Source organism: Billgrantia aerodenitrificans (assembly GCF_021404405.1).
Lineage (GTDB): Bacteria > Pseudomonadota > Gammaproteobacteria > Pseudomonadales > Halomonadaceae > Halomonas > Halomonas aerodenitrificans.
Genome location: NZ_JABFTV010000006.1, coordinates 168,935 through 189,674, shown reverse-complemented (window position 1 = coordinate 189,674; position 20,740 = coordinate 168,935). Strand labels below are relative to the sequence as shown.

At 65.0% G+C, this 20,740-nt stretch carries 18 protein-coding genes and 1 tRNA gene; 17 read left to right on the top strand and 2 right to left on the bottom strand.

Translation table 11 applies throughout. The annotated features are described in order from the left end of the window. Window positions 1-191: 191 nt before the first annotated feature. The 8 genes from HOP59_RS12950 (at window position 192) to HOP59_RS12915 (ending at window position 7,350) form a co-directional block, all read left to right on the top strand. Window positions 192-1,154, top strand: a complete 963-nt coding sequence (locus tag HOP59_RS12950; RefSeq protein ID WP_234254206.1) for an ABC transporter ATP-binding protein — start codon at window positions 192-194, stop codon at window positions 1,152-1,154. Further along, window positions 1,151-1,924 carry an ABC transporter permease gene (locus HOP59_RS12945; RefSeq protein WP_010627842.1) on the top strand — a complete coding sequence of 258 codons (774 nt, stop codon included), beginning with the start codon at window positions 1,151-1,153 and terminating at the stop codon, window positions 1,922-1,924. The genes HOP59_RS12950 and HOP59_RS12945 overlap by 4 nt, the downstream gene beginning before the upstream one ends. Beyond that, a complete protein-coding gene (gene queF, locus HOP59_RS12940) occupies window positions 1,921-2,754 on the top strand; it encodes an NADPH-dependent 7-cyano-7-deazaguanine reductase QueF (RefSeq protein ID WP_010627843.1) in 834 nt (277 codons plus the stop codon). The genes HOP59_RS12945 and queF overlap by 4 nt, the downstream gene beginning before the upstream one ends. Window positions 2,755-2,797: 43 nt before the next feature. Then, a complete protein-coding gene (locus HOP59_RS12935) occupies window positions 2,798-3,358 on the top strand; it encodes a nitroreductase family protein (protein WP_010627844.1) in 561 nt (186 codons plus the stop codon). Window positions 3,359-3,361: 3 nt separating this feature from the next. Further along, on the top strand, window positions 3,362-3,865 hold the full coding sequence (locus HOP59_RS12930) for a YiiD C-terminal domain-containing protein (protein WP_234254205.1): 504 nt from the start codon (window positions 3,362-3,364) through the stop codon (window positions 3,863-3,865). A gap of 105 nt (window positions 3,866-3,970) precedes the next feature. Further along, window positions 3,971-4,058: transfer RNA gene (locus HOP59_RS12925), tRNA-Ser, on the top strand. 927 nt (window positions 4,059-4,985) lie between these two features. Next, window positions 4,986-6,803 carry a putative bifunctional diguanylate cyclase/phosphodiesterase gene (locus tag HOP59_RS12920; protein ID WP_234254204.1) on the top strand — a complete coding sequence of 606 codons (1,818 nt, stop codon included), beginning with the start codon at window positions 4,986-4,988 and terminating at the stop codon, window positions 6,801-6,803. Window positions 6,804-6,924: 121 nt separating this feature from the next. Continuing rightward, window positions 6,925-7,350: a DUF3617 domain-containing protein gene (locus HOP59_RS12915; RefSeq protein ID WP_010627849.1), complete on the top strand. Its 426-nt coding sequence runs from the start codon at window positions 6,925-6,927 to the stop codon at window positions 7,348-7,350. Window positions 7,351-7,446: 96 nt separating this feature from the next. On the opposite strand, the gene HOP59_RS12910 is transcribed toward HOP59_RS12915, so the two are convergent. Both HOP59_RS12910 and HOP59_RS12905 read right to left on the bottom strand, forming a co-directional pair. After that, complete coding sequence (locus HOP59_RS12910) at window positions 7,447-10,563, bottom strand: efflux RND transporter permease subunit (protein ID WP_234254203.1); 3,117 nt, start codon at window positions 10,561-10,563, stop codon at window positions 7,447-7,449. Next, entirely contained in the window at window positions 10,563-11,663 is a 1,101-nt protein-coding gene (locus HOP59_RS12905; RefSeq protein WP_234254202.1) for an efflux RND transporter periplasmic adaptor subunit, read from the bottom strand. Before HOP59_RS12905 ends, HOP59_RS12910 begins: the two co-directional genes overlap by 1 nt. Before the next feature lie 392 nt (window positions 11,664-12,055). Between HOP59_RS12905 and HOP59_RS12900 the strand changes: the two genes are divergently transcribed. The 9 genes from HOP59_RS12900 (at window position 12,056) to HOP59_RS12860 (ending at window position 20,737) form a co-directional block, all read left to right on the top strand. Continuing rightward, window positions 12,056-12,232 carry a Flp family type IVb pilin gene (locus HOP59_RS12900; RefSeq protein ID WP_191224977.1) on the top strand — a complete coding sequence of 59 codons (177 nt, stop codon included), beginning with the start codon at window positions 12,056-12,058 and terminating at the stop codon, window positions 12,230-12,232. Between the two features lie 80 nt (window positions 12,233-12,312). Then, window positions 12,313-12,828, top strand: a complete 516-nt coding sequence (locus HOP59_RS12895) for an A24 family peptidase (RefSeq protein WP_234254201.1) — start codon at window positions 12,313-12,315, stop codon at window positions 12,826-12,828. Window positions 12,829-12,867: 39 nt separating this feature from the next. Next, complete coding sequence (locus tag HOP59_RS12890; protein WP_234254200.1) at window positions 12,868-14,229, top strand: ATP-binding protein; 1,362 nt, start codon at window positions 12,868-12,870, stop codon at window positions 14,227-14,229. After that, window positions 14,226-15,056 (top strand): Flp pilus assembly protein CpaB, encoded by an 831-nt coding sequence (gene cpaB, locus HOP59_RS12885; RefSeq protein ID WP_234254199.1) that lies wholly within the window; start codon window positions 14,226-14,228, stop codon window positions 15,054-15,056. The genes HOP59_RS12890 and cpaB overlap by 4 nt, the downstream gene beginning before the upstream one ends. A 75-nt stretch (window positions 15,057-15,131) precedes the next feature. Next, window positions 15,132-16,754: a type II and III secretion system protein family protein gene (locus tag HOP59_RS12880; RefSeq protein WP_234254198.1), complete on the top strand. Its 1,623-nt coding sequence runs from the start codon at window positions 15,132-15,134 to the stop codon at window positions 16,752-16,754. A 28-nt stretch (window positions 16,755-16,782) separates the two neighbouring features. Then, on the top strand, window positions 16,783-17,082 hold the full coding sequence (locus HOP59_RS12875) for a hypothetical protein (RefSeq protein WP_010627857.1): 300 nt from the start codon (window positions 16,783-16,785) through the stop codon (window positions 17,080-17,082). A 102-nt stretch (window positions 17,083-17,184) separates the two neighbouring features. After that, entirely contained in the window at window positions 17,185-18,372 is a 1,188-nt protein-coding gene (locus HOP59_RS12870; protein ID WP_234254197.1) for a CpaE/TadZ family protein, read from the top strand. A gap of 26 nt (window positions 18,373-18,398) precedes the next feature. After that, complete coding sequence (locus HOP59_RS12865; RefSeq protein WP_010627859.1) at window positions 18,399-19,760, top strand: TadA family conjugal transfer-associated ATPase; 1,362 nt, start codon at window positions 18,399-18,401, stop codon at window positions 19,758-19,760. After that, on the top strand, window positions 19,751-20,737 hold the full coding sequence (locus HOP59_RS12860; protein ID WP_010627860.1) for a type II secretion system F family protein: 987 nt from the start codon (window positions 19,751-19,753) through the stop codon (window positions 20,735-20,737). The genes HOP59_RS12865 and HOP59_RS12860 overlap by 10 nt, the downstream gene beginning before the upstream one ends. Window positions 20,738-20,740 lie beyond the last annotated feature (3 nt).

Here is a 20,740-nt window from a genome sequence, read left to right as displayed (position 1 = left end):
ACCGTCGAATCTCCTCTCCCGCTCCAGTTTTCTTCTCCATCTCGAATATGCCAAGGCTCGCCCCCCCTTTCTTAATTTGATGACCTTGCCCATGGGCGAGGGTTTCGGCGTTTTTCCAGGCGGCGACTTGAAAAATTCCTTCGCGCCCTAATCTCTTGGACTCGCACTTCATCCCAACGCAAGGATGTCCCATGGCCGAACCGGCGCTGTCGATCCGTGGCCTGACGAAGGTCTACGGCAACGGCTTTCATGCCCTCAAGGGTATCGATCTCGACGTCGAGCAGGGAGATTTCTTCGCCCTGCTGGGCCCCAACGGGGCCGGCAAGTCCACTACTCTGGGCGTGGTGTGCTCGCTGGTGCAGAAAACCGCCGGCCGGGTCTCGATCTTCGGTATCGACATCGACCGCGACTTCGCCCGGGCCAAGTACCACCTGGGCGTGGTGCCCCAGGAGTTCAACTTCAACCAGTTCGAGAAGGTCATCGACATCGTGCTGGCCCAGGCAGGCTACTACGGCATGCCGCGCAGCGAGGCGTTGCCCCGTGCCGAGCAACTGCTCAAGGACCTCGGTCTGTGGGACAAGCGCAACGGCAGCGCGCGCATGCTCTCCGGCGGCATGAAGCGCCGCCTGATGATCGCCCGCGCCCTGATGCACCGCCCCAAACTGCTGATTCTCGATGAGCCCACCGCCGGCGTCGACATCGAGCTGCGTCGCAGCATGTGGGAGTACATGCGCCGCATCAACCGCGAGGAGGGCACTACCATCATCCTCACCACTCACTATCTCGAGGAAGCCGAGAGCCTCTGTCGCAACGTGGCGATCATCAACCACGGCGAGATCGTGCGGAACACCGGCGTGCGCGAGCTGCTCGCCGAACTCGATACCGAAACCTTTCTGCTCGACCTCTCCCGCCCCGTGGAGCAGGTCCCGCACGTCGAGGGCTTCGAGGTGCACAAGGTGGAGGGTGCCCAGCTGGCCGTGGTGGTACACCGCGGCCAGCGGCTCAACGACGTTTTCGCCGCTCTGGGCGAGCAGGGCATCGAGGTGGTCTCCATGCGCAACCGCGCCAACCGGCTTGAGGAGATGTTCGTGTCGATGGTGGAGCAGGGCAATGAGATGCAGCGCGAACTCGACGGAGCGGAGGTGAGCAAGTGAGCGCCGCTCAGATCGCCATCGCCCTGTGGACCCTGGTACTCAAGGAAATCAAGCGCTTCACGCGGATCTGGCCGCAGACCCTGCTGCCGCCCTCCATCACCATGGCCATGTACTTCATCATCTTCGGCAGCCTGATCGGCCCGCGCATCGGCGAGATGGACGGCTTCAGCTACATGGACTTCATCGTCCCGGGGCTGATCATGATGGCGGTGATCACCAACAGCTACTCCAACGTGGCCTCCAGTTTCTTCTCCAACAAGTTCCAGCGCAGCGTGGAGGAGATGATGGTCTCTCCCATGCCCAATTGGGTGATCCTGGCCGGCTTCGTGCTGGGCGGCATGGCCCGCGGCCTGGGGGTGGGCGCCATCGTCACCCTGGTATCGCTGTTCTTCACACGCATCAGCGTGGCTCACCCGCTGTTGACCCTCGGGGTGGTGGTGCTCACCGCGGCGCTGTTCTCCATTGGCGGCTTCATCAATGCACTGCTGGCCGACAAGTTCGACGACGTCTCCATCGTGCCGACCTTCGTGCTCACGCCGCTGACCTATCTGGGCGGGGTGTTCTACTCGATCTCGCTGCTGCCGACCTTCTGGCAGAACGTCTCGCTGCTCAACCCGATACTCTATATGGTCAACGTGTTTCGCCACGGCTTCCTCGGTATCTCCGACATTCCGGTAGGCTGGGCGCTGACGGCCATCTTCGCTTTCATCATCGTGCTCTTCGCCATCGCCCTGTGGATGCTGGAGAGGGGTAAAGGTATCAGATCATGAGTCAACGTCCTGACACGCTCGAGCATGCCCCGCTGGGGCGCGAGTCCGCCTATCCCGAGCACTACGATGCCGGGTTGCTCTATCCCATCCCCCGCGCGGCCAATCGCACGCCGCTGGGCATCGAAGAGGGCAAACTGCCCTTCGTCGGCGAGGATGAGTGGCACGCCTTCGAGGTGAGCTGGCTCAACGCCCGCGGTAAGCCGCTGGTGGCCGTGGCACGTTTTCGTCTGCCGGCGGAGTCGCCCAACCTGATCGAGTCGAAGTCGTGGAAGCTCTACCTCAACGGCTTCAACCAGACCCGCTTCGACAGCCGCGAACAGGTGATCGAAATCCTCGAGCGCGATCTGGCCCAGGCCGCCGGGGCACCGGTCTCGGTGGAGCTGTTCGATGTCGACGACGCGGCGCTGGCGGTGTGTCGGCTGCCCGGCGAGTGCCTGGACGAACTCGACATTGAGATCGACGCCTACACTCCCAGCGCCGAGCACTTGAAGGTGGGAGAGGAGATCGTCGAGGAGACGCTCTATTCGCACCTGCTCAAGTCCAACTGCCCGGTCACCGGCCAGCCCGACTGGGGCAGCGTACTGATTCGCTATCGCGGCCCCAGGCTCGACCGCGAGAGCCTGCTGCGCTACCTGATCGGCTATCGTCAACATCAGGATTTCCACGAGCACTGCGTGGAGCACATCTTCACCGACCTGATGGCCAGGGCGAAACCGGAGCGCCTGCTGGTGCTGGCGCGCTACGTGCGCCGTGGCGGGCTCGACATCAGCCCCTGGCGCGCCACTCCCGGCGAACGCCCGCCCGAGCCCCTGCGCCTGGCGCGGCAGTAGCGCCTTGGGTAGAGTGCCGAGAAAGACTCGAGAGGAGAGCAACATGGATGCGATGACCCTGCTGCACGAACGCAGCTCCATGGGCAAGCTGATGGGGCCGGCCCCCGGCCCCGAGCAGATGGAAGCGATCTATCGCGCCGCGCTGCGCGCGCCGGACCACAAGGAACTGCGCCCCTGGCGTTTCATCGAGTTCACCGGTGAGGGACTAGAGCGGCTGGGCGAGCTGTTCGCCGAGGCCGAGTACCGTGAGGACCCGGACATCGAAGATGCCGCCCTGGATGCGGCGCGCAAGAAGCCGCTGCGCGCCCCCATGGTCATCGCGGTGATCGCCAAGGTCACCCCCGATATGCCCAAGGTGCCCAAGATCGAGCAGGTGATCTCCGCCGGCTGTGCCGCCCACGGCATCCTGTTGGCGACCCATGCCCTTGGCCTTGGCGCCATGTGGCGCAGCGGCAAGTACGCCTTCGACCCCACCGTGCGCAAGGGGCTCGGGCTGGAGGAAGACGACGAGCTGATCGCCTTCCTTTATCTGGGCCAGCTCGGCGGACGCCACAAGCCCATTGCCGAGCATAACGTCGGCGACTTCGTCGAACGCTGGACCTGACCCATGCGGGAAATCGGTATACCCCACCCACGGCTGTCGCTGCCCGAGCCCGGCCAGAGCGACGTGCCGCAGGCGTTTCTCGCCTGGCTGGCCGAGGCCATTCCCATGGTCGCGCACCTGGGCATTCGCGAGATGCGCTGGGAAGGGGAGAGCCTGGTGTGGGAGCTCGCGCTCGAGCCCAACCTCAACGACAAGGGCACCGGCTTCGGCGGGGCGCTCACCGCCCAGACCACCCTGCTGGGCTGGTGTTGGACCACCCTTTGGCTGCGCCAGCGCGGCTACGCCCGCGACGTCGTCGTGGCCGAAGCCAGCCAGCGCTTCCTGGCCCCCGTTACCGGCGATTACCGCATCGTCTGTGCTGCCCAGAGCGAACAGGGCCCGGCGAGCCTGGCCGAGCGACTGACGAGCCGTGGGCGCGGCCGCATCAGTCTTGTCCAACAGCTCTGGTGCGGCGAAACCCTGTGCCTGGAAGCCCACGGCGACTACGCCGTGCTGGCCGCCGGCTGAATGTGCTCGAACCGAAAAACCGGCTTGCAAACGCGCACTTAAGCCGTTAGACTTTGCGCCGTTCTGACGCACAAGGGCGCTGCCCCCGTGGAAGAACCACAATGTGGAGAGGTGTCCGAGTGGTCGAAGGAGCACGCCTGGAAAGTGTGTAAGTCGAAAGGCTTCGAGGGTTCGAATCCCTCCCTCTCCGCCACAGATTTCGAAAACCCGGCTCAGCGAGCCGGGTTTTTCGTATGCGTGACCAGAGCACAGTAGCCACGTAGTGTTTGTGGTGTATCTATTACAGCCCGTGTCAGTCATCTCCTACAAACTCGCTTATCTCAGGTTAAATACATAGGGCTTCTTGGCTGCCAGACTGTACTCATGAGCCAGGGAGGCTCATCAGGGATGACCGAGTCAGGACGACTCACTTCCAGGGATGCTTGAGCAGGACGCTCGAGGTGGAAGAAGGGAAGCGAAGATTCAGCCCGGTCGAAAGGCCGGGCTTTCTTGTTTTATTTTGTAGCGCTTGGCGTTGGGTATTATGGCCGATGCTGGCTGTATAGCAGCGCTAGGATGACTTAAATTCTGAGTAGCCAAAGGGTTGCGAGAGGCGAGTTAATCGGCACATGGCTTGCTGAAGGTAAATTCTTACAGGCTTTGTAGGTTATTTCTTACAAGAAAGCATATCCCAGGTTAACAGCATTTTGCTCGAAAGCTGCCATGCTGGTTACAAGGGTAGGAAGCCCGAGACAGGGAAGGCCGCATCAGGACGATGCAAGTTCCATGGATGCTCGATCAGGAGGATCGAGGAGTGAAGCAAGGAGGCGAAGATCAGCCCGGCCGAGAGGTCGGGCTCTTTGCTTTTGGAGGGTCGTTTCTGGCGAAGCCTCAGGCCTTAAAGCTCGAAAAGTCGCCTGATGGCCATCGATTTTTTGCTTTTGCTTTACCGTGACAGGGTAGAAGATGGAAAGTCGACCATCGTAGGTTCATTTTAGATTTTTCTGCTATAACATAACGTATCCTTCTACCAGGTGACGGGATGTCCAACTCTGGCTGGCTGGTCAGCATATGCCGTACGGCTTCTGCAGGGGCAGTGGCTGGCCTGCCGATGGCCGCCTTCGCGGCGGCAGGGAAAAGCGTGCCTCTATCTCCCGGGTGGGGCGGGCTCGTGCTGACGGTGGTACTGGTGCCTGTCCTGGTCGTCGCCGGGCTGGCCTATCGCCGCAAGCTGACGAAAGAGACAGAGCGGCTGCGGGCCGGCAGGGAAGAGCTGGCGACCATCCTGGACAGTGTCGATGCCTGTATCTACGTCAAATCGGCGGACCTGCGCTATCAGTACGTCAATCGGAAGACCGTCCAGAGCATCGGGTTGCCGGTCGACTCGATCCTCGGCAAGACCGACTTCGACCTCTTCGACGCGAACATGGCGGCGGATCTGCGCTTCAACGACCAGCGGGTGTTGCAGCAAGGGGAGAAGGTGGTGGCCGAAGAGGGCCACGTGCTGGCCACGGGCGACACCATCCGTACTTATCTGTCGATCAAGCTGCCGCTGCATGCCGCCGACGGCTCGATTCGTGCGCTCTGCGGTATCTCCACCGACGTCACCGAGTATCGTGACATCCAGGAGAGCAAGTACCGCCTGACCTATTACGATCCCCTGACCGGCCTCCCCAATCGCCGTCTGTTGCTGGACCGCCTCGGCATGGTCGTCAAGGGCACGCGTCGCAGCGAGCGCTATGCGGCGTTGCTGTTCATCGATCTGGACGATTTCAAGGTCGTCAACGAGACCCAGGGACTGTACAGCGGAGACCGGCTGCTGAGTCGGGTGGCCCGATGCCTCGAGGAAGTGGTGCGGGAGAGCGATACCCTGGCGCGCCTGGGGGCGGATGAGTTCGTCCTGCTCATTCACGACCTGGGGCTCGACGTGGAGCAGGCCGCTCATGCCGCCGAGCGTGTGGGCGAGAAGCTGCTGGGCCAAATCGTGAACGCCCGGGGCGAGGACGGCCAACTGCCGGTGCTGCCCATCACCGCCAGCATCGGCATCACGCTGTTCGCCGACGGTGACGCCAACGTCGAGGCGGCCATGCGACAGGCGGACATCGCCCTGCAGCAGGCCAAGGCGGCAGGCGGGAATACGCTGCGCTTCTTCAATGCCGAGATGCAGGCCGACGTGATGGAGCGGGTATCGCTCGAGGCCGACCTGCACCAGGCACTGGCACGCGATGAGCTGTGTCTGCACTATCAGGTTCAGGTCGACAGCCACGCCAGCGTGGTCGGTGTCGAGGCCCTGATTCGCTGGAACCATCCCAAGCGCGGCCTGGTCCCACCGATGCTCTTCATCCCCCTGGCGGAAAAGAACCGGCTGATTCTGCCGATCGGCTACTGGGTGCTCGAAACGGCTTGCCGGCAGTTGGCCGAGTGGGGCAAGGAGCGCGACAAGGAGGGCCTCTACATTGCGGTCAACGTCAGCTCGGTTCAATTCCACCAGACCGACTTCGTGACTCGCGTGCAGCACGCACTGGAGATGACCGGTGCCGATCCGGCCCGCCTGGTGCTGGAGGTTACCGAGAGTCTGCTGATGGAGGATCCGCAGTGGGTGCGTGAGATCATGCTGCGCCTCAGCAAGCTCGGCATTCGTTTCGCCCTGGACGATTTCGGCACCGGCTTCTCATCGCTCAACTATCTGAAGCGCCTGCCCCTGCATGGCTTGAAGATCGACAAGTCGTTCGTCAACGGCGTGCTCGAAGACCCGGTGGACGCCGCCATCGTCAATACCACCATCACGCTGGCGGAGAGCCTCGGCCTGGAAGTCACGGCGGAGGGGGTCGAAAGCGAAGCTCAGCATCGCTGGTTGCTCGAACAGGGCTGCCAGGTGTTTCAGGGCTACTATTTCGGCCGCCCGCAGGCCAGGGAGAACCTCAAGCTGAAAGTGGCCGAGAGCTTCATCCCCACCTGAGGGGGGAAAGCGTTACGCTGTGTTTCCTCCTTTTCCTGTTGTTGCTGGGTTAAGCTGGTGCCTACGTGTTGCCGGAGGCATCGTTTCCTCTGCCATACCTACCACCACAACGGAGAGTTTCATGTCCTTACGACCCTGGGTTGCCGCTGCCGTGCTGATGTTCCCGCTGACGGCGCTGGCCGATACGCCCAACATCGTGCCGGGCCAGTGGCAGTTCACCAGCACCACTTCCGTCAAGGGCGACGTGCCGATTCCCGATCAGACGGAGAGTCATCAGGAGTGCATCGTTCAGGGCGATCTCGACGATGCCGACTTCCAGTTCCTCGAAGTCGAGGAGGGCTGCGAGCTGCTCGAGCACAACGTCTCCGTCGATGGCGTCGATTACCGCATGATCTGTCGCGCCGAGGGCGGCGAGGCCAACATCGACGGCCGCATGGACTTCCTGGGAGAGCGGGTCGAGGGTAGCGTAAACATCGACACCGAATCGCCCATGGGGCAGATGCGTCTCGAAACCGCCATCGAGGGCGAACGTCTCGGCGAGTGCTGAGCGCACGTCTCGCTGACGACGCGTGAGGGCCACCCATAGGGTGGCCCTCATCGTTTTCAGTTTCGGCTCAGCAGGTTCCGGCTCAGGGAAGGGGTGTCAGCGCCGGTTGACGGGGACCTCGTCCATCTCGGTTTCCAGGCGTCGCTTCACGTCGCCGGGGGAGCCGGTATGGCGTGCCAGCAGGTCGTAGGCCACCGGTACCACGAACAGCGTGAAGAAGGTGGCGGCGGCCACCCCGGCCATGATCACCGTACCGATCACCATGCGCGATTCGGCGCCGGCGCCGGTGGAGACAATCAGCGGGATGGCGCCGGCCATGGTGGTCACCGCCGTCATCAGGATCGGGCGCAGACGTGTCACGGCGGCATCGAGCAGGGCGTCGCGGAAGGCCAGGCCCTGATCGCGCAGCTGATTGGCGAACTCGACGATGAGAATGCCGTTCTTGGCCGCCAGGCCGATCAGCATGACCAGTCCCACCTGACTGTAGATGTTGAGCGACTGTCCGGTCAGCAACAGGCCGAGCAGGGCGCCGCTCATGGCCAGTGGCACGGTGAGCATGATCACGAAGGGGTGCACGAAGCTCTCGAACTGGGCCGCCAGCACCAGGAATACCACCAGCGCTCCCAGCACCAGCAGGAAGGTGGTGGCGCCGCTGGCCTCGCGATAGTCGCGCGAGGGGCCGGCCACGTTGGTCTGGGCTTCGGGCGGGAGAATCTCGTTGGCCGTCTGCTCCAGGTACTCCAGCGCTTCGCCCAGCGGGTAGCCATCCACCAGATTGGCTTCGATGGTGATGGAGCGTATGCGGTTGAAGCGGTTGAGGGTGCTGGCGCCCGCGTAGTCGGTCAGAGTCACCAGGCTGGCCAGCGGAATCAGCTCGCCCGAGCGCGCCGAGCGCACCTGGATGTTGTCCAGCGCCCGGGGGCTGTTCTGCCGCGCCCGGTCGCCCTCGAGGATGACGTCGTACTCCTCGCCGTCGTCCACGTAGCGCGTCACGTTGCGTCCGCCCAGCAGCACCTCCAGGGTACGGCCGATCTCGGTCACCGTGACCCCGAGCGAAGCCGCCCGCTCGTAGTCGATGTCCACGCGTAGCTGCGGCTGGGTTTCGCGATAGTCGCTCTCCAGGCCCGCCAGGCGCGGGTTGTGCTCGCGAATGTGCTCGAACATCAGGTCGCGCCACTCGGCCAACTGCTCGTAGGTGCCGCCGCCCAGCACGAACTGCACCGGCTTCTGCACGCGCTGGCCGAAACCCTGCCGCATCACCGGGCTGGCCTGTATGCCGGGAAGATCGGCCAGCAGGGCGCGCACCTCGTCCATGATCTCCCAGGCGCTGCGGCGCTCTCCCCAGTCGGCCATGTTGATGATGGCGAAGCCGCCGTTGTAGTTCTCGATGTTGCCGAAGCCCCGCGGCGCGCGGATCACCACGCGCTCGAGCTCGCCCGAGTCCAGCAGCGGCTGCAGGCGCAGCTCGATCTCGTCCATGTAGTCCATCATGTAATCGAAGGTGGCGCCTTCGGGACCGTTGACCAGAATGATGAAGTTGCCGCGATCCTCCCGCGGGGTGTACTCGTTGGGCAGCTGCTCGGCCATCCACACGGTGGCCGCGATCAGCGCGACGAACACGGCCAGCACCGCCAGGCGTGCCTTGAGGACGATTTCGAGCAGTGCCCGATAGATGCGCTGCGACAATTCCAGCAGCCACTGCACGCCACGGGCCGCCAGGCTGTCGCCCATGTTGGGTTTGAGGATCTTCGAGGCCATCATCGGCGTGAGCGTCAGCGCCAGCAGGCTGGAGATTGCCACCGCCGCGGCCATGGTCAGGGCGAACTCGGAGAACAGGCGGCCCACGTTGCCTTGCAGGAAACTCAGCGGTACGAACACCGCGACCAGCACCAGGGTGGTGGCGATAACGGCAAAGGCGATCTGCCGGGTGCCGCGGAAGGCTGCCACCAGCGGCGTTTCGCCGTAGTCGTGCATGCGCCGGTTGATGTTCTCGAGCACCACGATGGCGTCGTCGACGATCAGGCCGATGGCCAGCACCAGGGCCAGCAGGGTGAGCAGGTTGATCGAGAACCCCATGGCGGCTAGCGCGATGAACGAGCCGATGATGGCGATGGGCACCGTCACCGCCGGCACCAGGGTGGTACGCACGTTGCCGAGGAACATGAAGATGACCACCACCACCAGCCCCATGGCGATGAACAGCGTGATCACCACCTGCTCGATGGCCCCGGCGACGAACACCGAGGCATCGAAGTTGAGGCTCATCTGCATGCCTTCGGGCAGGGTGGCCTGTAGCCGCTCCATCTCCGCCTGGACCCCCTGGGAGAGCTCCAGCACGTTGGCGGTGGACTGCATCATGATGCCGAGCCCCACCATCGGCACGCCGTTGGCGCGGAACACCGAGCGGTCGTCCACCGAGCCCACCTCGACCCGGGCCACGTCGCCCAGGCGTATCAGGTAGCCGTCGCTGCCCTGGCCGATGGCCAGGCGGCGAAAGTCTGCCGCCTCGGCGAAGCTGCGCGGCAGCCGCACGATGAACTGCCGCTCGCGGGACTCGATGGAGCCGGCCGGCAGCTCCACGTTCTCGGCGCGCAGGGCGTTCTCCACGTCGCTCACCGTCAGGTTGCGTGCCGCCAGAGCGTTGCGGTCGAGCCATACGCGCATGGCGTAGTCGCGGCCGCCGCCCAGCCGCACCCGGGCCACGCCGGGCTGCACCGAGAGGCGATCGACCAGGTAGCGGTTGGCGTAGTCGGTCAGCTCCGGCATGGAGTAGCCCTCGCCGGAGAGGCTCAGCCACACCACGATCTCTTCGCTGGAATCGGCCTTCTGCACCTCGGGCGGGTCGGCGTCGTCGGGCAGGTTGCGCTGGGCGCCGGCAATGCGGTCACGCACGTCGTTGGCCGCGGCGTCGATGTCCATGCCCAGATTGAATTCGATGTTGATGCGCGAGCGGCCGTCCTCGCTGGAAGAGGTCACCACCTCGATGCCTTCGATCCCGGCAATCCGATCCTCGAGCACCTGGGTGATGCGCGACTCGACCACGTTGGCTGCCGCCCCGGGGTAGCGCGTGTCGATACTCACCACCGGTGGGTCGATGGCCGGGTACTCCTGCAGCGACAGCCGCTCCAGCGAGAGCAGGCCGAAGGCGACGATCAGCAGGGCCAGCACCGTGGCCAGGACCGGCCGCTGTACGGAGATGTCGGAGAGGCGCATCAGGCGTCTCCCTCGTCGCGATGCGCCTCGAGAATCTCGCGAATGGACATCTCGTCGTCGGCGATGCCGAGCAGTTGCACACGATCGCCCTCCCGGGCGCGCTGCACGCCATGAGAGACGATCAAGTCATCAGGCTCCAACCCTTCGAGAATCTCGGCCTGGCCGATACGGCGCTCGCCGACGCGCACCTCGCGCCGCTCCACGCGGTTCTCGTCGGCCTCGTCGATCACCAGCACATACTGCCGGTCGCCGCTGGGAATAAGTGCCGACTCGGGTACCACCACGGCCTGGCGCGGGCTGCGCTGCAGGATCACTTCCATCAGCATGCCCGGGCGCAGGCGCAGCTCGGGGTTGTCGATCTCGGCACGTATCGTCACGCTGCGGCTCACGGGGTCGACCCGCGAGCCGATGCTGCTCACTTCGCCCTCGAACAGTTCGTCGGGGAAGGCCACGCTGCGGGCGGAGAGCGGCAGGCCGGGCTCTAGGATCGCCAGATAGAGCTCCGGCACACTGAAGTCGAGCTTCATCACGTCGAGCTTGTCCAGGGTCACCAGCTCGGTACCGGGGGTGACCAGGCTGCCGACGCTGATGTTGCGAAAGCCGACCACGCCGTCGAAGGGCGCGCGCAGGCGGTAGTTGGTCAGTCGCGCTTCCAGCCCCTGAATCTCGGCCTCCACCTGGCGCAGCCGTGCCTGGCTGTCTTCCACGTCGGCCCGTGGCGCCATGTTGCGGTTCTGCAGCTGGGTCAGGCGGTCCACCGCGCTGCGACGCTCGTCGCGCAGGGCCTGCGCGGCGCGCAGTTGGGCCTGCTCTTCACCATCCTCCAGGCGGATCAGCATCCGGCCGGCCTCCACCGCTTCGCCATCACGGAAGTTCAGCTCGGCGACCAGCTCGGTCACTGTGGCCGAGAGCGTCACGCTCTCGTCGGCGCGCAGCGTACCCAGCGCCTCCAGCGGGTCGGACCAGGGCTGCAGTGCGGCGCGGGCACCGATCACGGCGGTGCGGTCCTGAGCTGCCAGGGGTAGCGAGACGGCCAGCAGCAGGCAGAGCGGGGCCAGCCAGCGGCAGGCTCCGGAAAAAGAAGTGCGCGATGTGGTCATGGGTGGCTCTTGTCGTGGTTTTCGGGTCGCGACGGAAGCCAACTCCTTTGGCTTCTGAAAGCACTGAACGAACTGGCGAGCTAGACGAAGCGCAACGCAGCGATTCGTTGGCGTAGCCAATGAGTGCAGAGCTTCCTTAACAGGCTACTCATATTGGCACCAACCAATATGACAACAAAATCGCAATATCCTCTCTACTTCCACGCTTGGATTGTACAGGTCTTGCATAGCTTTTGCCTCCTGTGCCGTTTCGTGCCTGCCCGCCGGTTCTGCAAGATTCTCCAAGCGTAACCGCTTTGTAACGGCGATGCTGAGTCACGTGAGCCGGGGCAAAGGCGCCGGACTCCGACAGCAGCAAGCTTGGATGACAAACCTGAAATGGGAGAAAGACCATGAGCAAGCTGATGCAGGGTGTCGTGCGCTTCTGGCGCGAAGAAGAGGGAACCGAGGTGGTGGAGTGGGCGATGTTAGCTGCCCTACTTGTTACTGTGGGTACGGTAATTATGGTCACTATCGGTGGAGCGGCAAGTGCAAGATTGACTGCACTTGCTACCATGCTGACGGGTTAGAATTTTTCGAAATTATAAAAATTTGCCGAAAGGGAATTCGGCAATTAGTTGATGTTTATTTAACTCATTTAGGAAGTGATATGTTAAATGTCATGATCCTCATGTTGGTGTGCTGTGCGGTAGCTTACGATTTGCGCACTCGCCGCATCCCCAACACCCTTATTCTGGCCGGGGCCGCCGTGGGGTTTCTGCTGCAGGGTTGGGCAGCGGGAGCCGGCGGTGTCCTGGCCGCCATCTATGGCCTATTGGTCGGATTGGCCATTCTACTGCCGGGTTACCTGATGGGATTTACCGGCGCCGGGGATGCCAAGCTGATGGCGGCGATAGGTACCTTTCTCGGTCCTGTTGGTGTGCTTCAAGCAGCGCTTATCAGTATTTTCGTTGGTGGCGTTATCGCCTTAGGCTTTGCTTTAAGTGCACTGATTAACCGTCAGTCGATCTCTCCATGGGAGCGCTACTCCCTCATGATGCGCACCCTGGTGGCCACCGGAAGGCCGCTCTATATTCCGCCCGTCGAGGGTGAAGTGATGGGTAAGAAATTCCCCTTTGCCGTTTCCATTGCCCTAGGTACCACTGCCTGGGTCGTCTGGCAGTGATCGCTGGTTTAAGCGGTAATCGAATAGAGGAGCGACGGCATGGATACGAAAATTGACATTGCAGGCAGCGAAGATGCCGCCGATGCCCTGCCGCCGCGCCCTGCCAGCGTCGAGGAGACCGGGCTCACGCCGCTCTACCTGATGGACCTGCTCTCCAAGCAGCTGCTCGAACAGGGCGTGCTCGATCTGCACCAGCTCAGCCGCAGCGCAGCCCTGGCCGGCAGCGTGGTGGAGACGCTATGCCACCTGTTGCGCCGGGAGGGGCGCGCCGAGGTGCGCGGCCAAGGCGAGAGCGGCGCACTGCGCTTCGGCCTTACCGAACTGGGTCGTGCCGCTGCAATAGAGGCGCTGATCCGCGACGGCTATGCCGGGCCGGCACCGGTGCCGCTGGAACGCTACACCACCCTGGTACGGGCCCAGGCCCTGAGCGACGTGGGCGTCTCCCGCGACGAAGTGCGCCAGGCCTTCGCCGATACCGTGATCGACCCGATGCTGCTCGATCAGCTCGGCCCGGGGCTGCACTCCGGTAGGGCGATGTTCATCCACGGCGAGCCGGGTACCGGCAAGAGCTACATGGCGCGTCGCCTGGTACGTCTGCTGCCCGGCGAGGTGCTGGTGCCCCACGCCATTCTGGCCGGCGGCAAGGCGGTGCGCTGCTTCGATCCCTCGGTGCACAGCCCGCTGGCGATGCCTGGAGCCGGGAACACCGGCGCGGCGCTGCTGCTGGCCGAAGGGCACGACCCGCGCTTCGTGCGCTGCCGGCGGCCCTGCGTGGTGACCGGGGGCGAGCTGACCATGGAGCGTCTGGAGGTCCAGTACGACCACGCGACCCACATTCATCAGGCGCCAGTCCAACTGCTGGCCAACAACGGCATGCTGGTGATCGACGATCTGGGCCGCCAGCGCATGGCGCCCATGGAACTGTTCAACCGCTGGATCGTGCCGCTGGAGGAGCGTCGCGACTTCCTGGCGCTGGCCAACGGCTACCACTTCAGCGTGCCCTTCGACGTGGCGCTGGTGTTCTCCACCAACCTGGACCCGCTGTCGCTGGCCGATGCCGCCTTCCTGCGCCGCATCGGCTACAAGATCCGCTTCGCCCCGCTGAGCCGCGAGGCCTACCGGGAGATCTGGGCCCGCCAGTGCCGGGAGAGCGGCATCGGCTTCGACCCGACCCTGGTCGATTTCGTCATCTATGAGCTGCATGCCCGTCTCGGCGTGCCGCTGCTGGCCTGCCACCCCCGCGACCTGCTGGGGCTGGCGGGGGACCACCTGCGCTACTGGGGCGGCGAATCCCTCGACCGCGAGGTGCTCGCCTGGGCCTGGCAGACCTACTTCGGAGACTTCACGAGCGATGACCGCACAGGCGGTGACGCCCACACGAGCGGGAGGACCGCGTCATGAAGAAGAAAGGCATTGTCACGATGTTCTGCGTCTCGCTGCTGATGGCCGGCGGTGCAGCGCTGATCGCCATGAGTTGGATGCAGGAACAGAACCAGGAGCGCGATGCCCTGACCGAGGCCGGTCAGGTAGTGGTGGCGGCGCTGCAGATTCCCTTCGGCACCACGGTGCAGGCCAGCGACCTGCGGGTCATGCGGTTGCCGCCGGAGTCGGTGCCGCCGGGCAGCTTCGACGACATCGAGCGCGTAGTGGGGCGGATCAGCAACCAGGTGATCTACGCCGGCGAGATTTTGCATGAAGGGCGTGTGGCCGAGCACCTGGGCGGAAGCGCCCTGGCGGCGCTGCTCGACCCCGGCAAACGGGCCATGAGCGTGCGGGTCGACGACGTGGTCGGGGTGGCCGGGTTCCTGCTGCCGGGCAATCGGGTCGACGTGGTCTCCTCCCGCAACAACGGCAACGGCACTCGCAACAGCGTGGAGTCGAGAACCGTGCTGCAGAACCTCAAGGTGCTGGCGGTGGACCAGATCGCCTCCCAGGAGCGCGACGGCCCGGTGATCGTGCGGGCGGTGACCCTCGAGGTGGACCCCACCCAGGCGGAGACCCTGGTCAAGGCCACCCAGGAAGGCAAGGTGCAGCTGACCCTGCGCAATCCGTTGGACCAGGAAGAGAAACCCGACCTGCTGGCGGCCCAGCGCGAACTGCTCAACGTCGAGCCGCCGCGCGCAAGCTATGCGCCGCCGCCACCGCGTGCGGCCCCTGCGGCTCAGCCGCAGCGCCAGGTAATGGTGATTCGCGGCACCGAGGCCAGCACCGTGAACGTGCGCAACTGAAACGCAGGGAGCGCAGCAATCCGGGCTGGCGCCGGGTCGGCCGAAGCCTATCAGAACAGGCAGGGGAGAAGCGTCATGAGCATACAAGGCGAGGGGTGGGGAGCGGCGGTGCGGAAGGGAGCGGCGCACACGAGAACGGCATGGCGGGAAATGGCATGGAAGGGGTGGGCGCTGGCGGCGTGCGCCGCCCTGGCCCTGAGCTGGGCGACAGCGCTACAGGCCCAGGAGAGCACGCGTAGCGTCGCCATGCCGGTGGAGGGGCGCACGGTGTCGGTGGCGGTGGAGTTGAACAAGGCCCAGGTGCTGCAGTTCCCCCGCGCGGTGCGGGTGGTGTCGGTGGGCAATCCCGAGATCGCCGACCTGGTGGTGATGGGCTCGCGTCAGCTCTACGTGCTGGGCAAGTCCACCGGAACCACCAACGTGGTGCTGTGGGATCAGTCGGAAAACATCCAGGGCACCCTCAACGTCACCGTGACCCACGATCTTGAAGCGCTGAAGGGCCATTTGCACGCGCTGCTACCGGACGAGAACATCCAGGTGCGCTCGGCCCAGGACAGCATCGTGCTCAGCGGCGAGGTCTCCAGCGCCGAGCGGCTGGATACCGCGCTGCGGCTGGCCATGCGTTTCGCCGGTGGCGGGGAGGATGCAGTGCTCAACCTGATGCAGGTGGGCGGGGCCAACCAGGTGATGCTGGACGTCAAGGTGGCGGAGGTCTCCCGTTCGCTGATCAAGCGGCTGGAGGCCAACTTCAACGTCTTCAACGTCGGCTCGTCGGCGCTCAGCTTGGGGGCGGTCAGCGGTGGAGCCACCTTCCCCGATGCCATCTTCCAGGGGCCGGGCGGGGATTTCCGTCTGCCGGTGTTCCAGAACGGCACGCGAACTCCGCTGGGGCCGATGGTGCGGGAGTTCTCCCCCGCAGTGGCCAGCATCGAGGACACCGGTATCTTCGCCAGCTACCAGCGCAGCGACTACCTGCTCAACCTGGTGCTGGACGCGGCCAGCCGCGAGGGCGTGGCCAAGATCCTCGCCGAGCCCAATCTCACCACCCTCACCGGGCAGCAGGCCCAGTTCCTGGCCGGCGGCGAATTTCCCATTCCGGTGCCCCAGGGCAACGGCCAGGTGGCCATCGAGCACAAGGAGTTCGGCGTCGGCCTGAGCTTCCTGCCGGTGGTGCTGGATTCCGGCTCGATCAACCTGCAGGTCAACGTATCCGTCTCCGACCTGGTGCCGGCCAACAGCCTGCGGGTCGGGGTGGGCGATCAGGTATCGGCGCAGTTCTTCGTACCGGCACTGGTCAAGCGTAGCGCCAGTTCCAGCCTGGAGCTGGCCTCGGGCCAGACCATCGCCATCGCCGGCATGCTCAACGAGAGCCTGCGCGAGAACGTCTCCAAGTTCCCCGGCCTCGGCGACCTGCCGGTACTGGGCGCACTGTTCCGCAGCCAGGAGTTCATCAAGGAGCAGACCGAACTGGTGATCTTCGTCACCCCACGGCTGGCGCGCTCCTTCGCGCCTGAGCAGGTGCGGCTGCCCACCGGTTCGTTCGTGGCGCCCAGCGACCTGGAGTTCTATCTGCTCGGTCGCTTCCAGGCCCGTGACGAAGACGGCGGCTCGCGGCCCCGCCCCAGCAGCCTGGATCTGGAACTGATGTCGAGCCGCCGTGCGGGCGGCACCGAGGGCCGCTTCGGCCATGACCTGTGAACCGAACGCCACGACGGAGGTGTCCGCCATGTTCCCACTGAATCCTTTTGCCGGCCTCGGCCATGCCACGCATCGCCCGCTCGCCCGTGGCATCCGGCTGGCAGCCCTTGCCACCGCCGTGGGGCTGGCGGGCTGCGCGGCCCAGCCCGGCGCCGATCTGCCGCCCTTCGGCGACACGGTGCAGCACACCAAGCGGTTGCAGACCTACGAACCCGGTGATGACGCACCGGCCCTGGGGGGCGCCAAGGCGGCCGAGTCGATGCGCAACTACCGCAGCGGCGGGGCGGGGCAGCAGTCGCTGCCCATGAGCTCCAGTTCGCTGCCTTGAGCGTTTGCCGGGCGCAAGGCGCACAGCGAGCGGAAACGCAAACAACGGTGCCGGTCGGGCGACCGCCGGCAAACCAAGGCTGACGACCAACGGGTATTCGCCATGCTGACACGGCTCGAGATACGGCTGGTGGGGCGCTCCAGGGCAGACATGGAGGCGCTGGAAGCGCTGCTGCGCAGCCAGGGTGGCATCGACGTCACCCTACGGCAGCTGATCAACGGAAACGTCGATCCGCTGGAGGACGTAGAGACGCTGCCCGACGCGCTGGTGCTGATGGTGGGAGAGTGCTGGGAGGCGGAGCTGCTGGCGCTGTGCGAGCGTCCCGTCGGCGAGCGCCCACCGCTGCTGGTGGTCGGCCCCAAGGGCAACGTGGAGCTGATTCGGTTGGCCATGCGTGCCGGTGCCCGGGACTACTTCTCTCCGCCCATCGACGACGGCGAGATCGGCCGCTTCCTGCGTGAGATCGTCCGCGACCGCCGCGAAGAGCAGGCACTGCCGGCGGCAAGCCTGACCGCAGTGATCAATGCCAAAGGCGGCTCCGGCGCCAGCCTGGTGGCGGCCAACCTGGCCCATCGGCTGGCGGTGGAGGGCAAGGAGTGCGCCCTGGTCGACATGGACGTGCAGTTCGGCTCGCTGCCGCTTTATTTCAACCTGACCCCCGACCACGGGCTGGTCCAGGCGCTGGACGCCGCCGACAGCCTCGACAGCCTGGCCATGTCGGCCTATGTCCAGCAGCACGAGAGCGGCCTGGGCCTGCTGGCCTCGTCGCCGGAAGACCGCGTGAGTCTCGCCGAGGTGCCGGAGATCCGGGTCGAGCAACTGCTGCACGTACTGGGCCAGGATCATGAAGAGGTGGTCGTCGATCTGCCGCGCTGGATCAACGGTGCCACCGCCTGCGTGCTCGAGCGCGCCGACCGCGTGCTGATGGTGATGCAGCAGAGCGTGGCGCACCTGCACGACGCCCAGCGCCTGCGCGACATCCTGATTCACGAGCTCGGATTGCCGCCTGCGCGCCTGACTGTGGTGGTCAACCGCTACGACAAACGCAACGAGGTGTCGTTGGGTGCCATCGGCGATGCCCTGCCGCGGCTGCCGATCCATACCCTGCCCAACGACTACCGTCATGCCAGCCAGAGCATCAACGTCGGCAGCCCGTTGATCGATCTGGCCCGCAAGGCACCGCTGACACGCGCCATCAAGGCGCTGGCGCTTGCCTTGACGACACCGCGCGAGCCGCCGGCGCCTGCCCGGCGCTGGTCCCTGCGGCTGTGGAATCGCACGCAACACTGACCCTTGCTGACGTCCGGGAGGCGGCCATGAACTTTCGCGAACGCATGACCAATGGAGATGAGGAGCGTGGCTGGGGCGGCCGCGGGCTGGCGGGCGTGAGCCTGTCGCCCCCAGAGCAGGAGTGCAAGCAGCGGCTGTTCCGTCAGTTGGTCAAGGTGATGGACCTGGCGCTGCTCAGCAGTCTGGAGGAGCGCGAGGCTCGCAGCCAGGTGCAGCAGGTGTGCGAGGCCTTGATGAGCAAGGAGTCGCTGCCGTTCAACGCGGCCGTACGCCAGCGCATCGTCAGCGAGCTGCAGGACGAGGTGCTGGGCCTGGGGCCGCTGGAGACGCTGCTGGCCGACAAGACGGTCTCAGACATCCTGGTCAACGGCACCAACCCGATCTACGTGGAGCGCCGCGGCAAGCTGGAACAGACCCGGCTGCGCTTCGACAGCGACCAGCATCTGATGACCATCATCGACCGTATCGTGTCCAGCGTCGGGCGGCGTGTCGACGAGTCCTCGCCGATGGTCGATGCACGGCTCAAGGACGGCTCGCGGGTCAACGCGGTGATTCCGCCGCTGGCCATCGACGGGCCGATGCTGTCGATCCGGCGCTTCGCCGTGGACCGTCTCACCGCCGAGAATCTGATCGCCCATGGCAGCCTCTCGCCGGTCATCGCCCAACTGCTGGAAAAAGTGGTCAAGGCGCGGCTCAACGTGCTGGTCTCGGGCGGTACCGGCGCCGGCAAGACCACGCTGCTCAACGTGCTGTCGGGTTTCATTCCGGCCGATGAGCGTATCGTCACCATCGAGGACTCCGCCGAGCTGCAGCTGCAGCAGCCCCACGTCGGTCGGCTGGAAACGCGTCCGCCCAACATCGAGGGGCGTGGCGAGGTGACCCAGCGTGATCTGGTGCGCAACAGTCTGCGCATGCGACCCGACCGCATCATCGTCGGCGAGGTGCGTGGCGGTGAGGCCTTCGACATGCTGCAAGCGATGAATACCGGTCACGACGGCTCGTTGACCACCATTCACGCCAATACCCCCCGCGACGCCCTGACCCGGATCGAGAACATGGTGGCGATGAGCGGCTACCAGCTGCCGCCTCGTGCGCTGCGCTCGCAGATCTCCTCGGCCATCGATCTGGTGGTCCAGGTGGAGCGCCAGGAGGACGGCGTGCGGCGCCTGGTCAGCGTGCAGGAGGTCAACGGCCAGGAGGGCGAGATCATCACCATGTCGGAGCTGTTCCGCTTCGAGCGCGAAGGCATCGACGAGCATGGCCGGGTAGTGGGGCGCTTCATGGCCACCGGCGTGGTGCCGGGCTTCTACGATCATCTCAAGCGTCGCGGCCTGGATCCTGGGCTGGAGGTGTTCCAGGTGGGGGGAGGCCAGCGGTCATGGGTCTGAACGTCAACCTCTCCGACGAGGCGATCTTCATCGGCATGATCTTCATTGCCGCCTTCCTGCTGATGCAGAGCTTCCTGGTGCCGACGTTCGGCGAGAACCGCAAGGCGCAGAAGCGGCTGAAGAAGCGCCTGCATGCCATTTCGGCCAGCGCCGATCACGGCAAGGCCTCGCTGGTGCGGCGCAAGTACCTGCGCCAGCTGTCTCCGCTGGAGCGGGCGCTGGAGGCGCTGCCCGGCATGGCCCGGGTCGAGCGGCTGGTCGAGCAGGCGGGGCGCGAGACTCCGGCCTACCGGGTGGTGCTGCAGAGCCTGGGACTGGGCGGCATGTGCGGCACGGTCGGCTTCCTGCTGCTGCCGCAACCCCTGCTCGGCGTGCTGTTGGGGGTGGGCGTGGCGACGCTGCCGTTCATGCACCTGCAGCGCCTGCGCAGCCAGCGCCTGGCGCGTTTCGAAGAGCAGTTGCCCGACGCCCTGATCATCATGGCTCGCGCCCTGCGTGCGGGGCATCCCTTCAGCGACGCCATGCACCTGGTAGCGGAGGAGATGGCCGATCCCATCGCCGGCGAGTTCCGTACCACCTTCATGGAGATCAACTACGGCGGCGAGGTGCGTACCGCCATGCTGGGCATGCTGGAACGGGTGCCGAGCGTGACCGTGATGGTCTTCACCACCTCGGTGCTGATCCAGAAGGAGAGCGGCGGCAACCTTGCCGAACTGCTCGACGGTCTGGCCGCGGTGGTGCGCGACCGCTTCCGCTTCCAGCGCAAGGTACGCACGCTTTCTGCCCAGGGGCGCATGGCGGCCTGGATCCTGTCGCTGCTGCCGTTCGCCCTGGCCGGTGTGCTCACTCTGGTGTCGCCGAACTTCTTGCCCATGCTCACCCAGGACCCCGTGGGGCGGCAGATGATCGCGGCGTCATTCTTCATGATCGTGGTCGGCATCCTGTGGATGCGCCGTATCGTGCGTATCGACGTATGAGGA

Excerpts from the sequence above, each read along its gene's own strand:
- HOP59_RS12950 (WP_234254206.1), top strand. The coding sequence starts at position 192 with ATGGCCGAACCGGCGCTGTCGATCCGTGGCCTGACGAAGGTCTACGGC.
- queF (WP_010627843.1), top strand. The coding sequence starts at position 1,921 with ATGAGTCAACGTCCTGACACGCTCGAGCATGCCCCGCTGGGGCGCGAG.
- HOP59_RS12935 (WP_010627844.1), top strand. The coding sequence starts at position 2,798 with ATGGATGCGATGACCCTGCTGCACGAACGCAGCTCCATGGGCAAGCTG.
- HOP59_RS12930 (WP_234254205.1), top strand. The coding sequence starts at position 3,362 with ATGCGGGAAATCGGTATACCCCACCCACGGCTGTCGCTGCCCGAGCCC.
- HOP59_RS12915 (WP_010627849.1), top strand. The coding sequence starts at position 6,925 with ATGTCCTTACGACCCTGGGTTGCCGCTGCCGTGCTGATGTTCCCGCTG.
- HOP59_RS12910 (WP_234254203.1), bottom strand. The coding sequence starts at position 10,563 with ATGCGCCTCTCCGACATCTCCGTACAGCGGCCGGTCCTGGCCACGGTG.
- HOP59_RS12905 (WP_234254202.1), bottom strand. The coding sequence starts at position 11,663 with ATGACCACATCGCGCACTTCTTTTTCCGGAGCCTGCCGCTGGCTGGCC.
- HOP59_RS12900 (WP_191224977.1), top strand. The coding sequence starts at position 12,056 with ATGAGCAAGCTGATGCAGGGTGTCGTGCGCTTCTGGCGCGAAGAAGAG.
- HOP59_RS12895 (WP_234254201.1), top strand. The coding sequence starts at position 12,313 with ATGTTAAATGTCATGATCCTCATGTTGGTGTGCTGTGCGGTAGCTTAC.
- HOP59_RS12890 (WP_234254200.1), top strand. The coding sequence starts at position 12,868 with ATGGATACGAAAATTGACATTGCAGGCAGCGAAGATGCCGCCGATGCC.
- cpaB (WP_234254199.1), top strand. The coding sequence starts at position 14,226 with ATGAAGAAGAAAGGCATTGTCACGATGTTCTGCGTCTCGCTGCTGATG.
- HOP59_RS12880 (WP_234254198.1), top strand. The coding sequence starts at position 15,132 with ATGAGCATACAAGGCGAGGGGTGGGGAGCGGCGGTGCGGAAGGGAGCG.
- HOP59_RS12875 (WP_010627857.1), top strand. The coding sequence starts at position 16,783 with ATGTTCCCACTGAATCCTTTTGCCGGCCTCGGCCATGCCACGCATCGC.
- HOP59_RS12870 (WP_234254197.1), top strand. The coding sequence starts at position 17,185 with ATGCTGACACGGCTCGAGATACGGCTGGTGGGGCGCTCCAGGGCAGAC.
- HOP59_RS12865 (WP_010627859.1), top strand. The coding sequence starts at position 18,399 with ATGAACTTTCGCGAACGCATGACCAATGGAGATGAGGAGCGTGGCTGG.
- HOP59_RS12860 (WP_010627860.1), top strand. The coding sequence starts at position 19,751 with ATGGGTCTGAACGTCAACCTCTCCGACGAGGCGATCTTCATCGGCATG.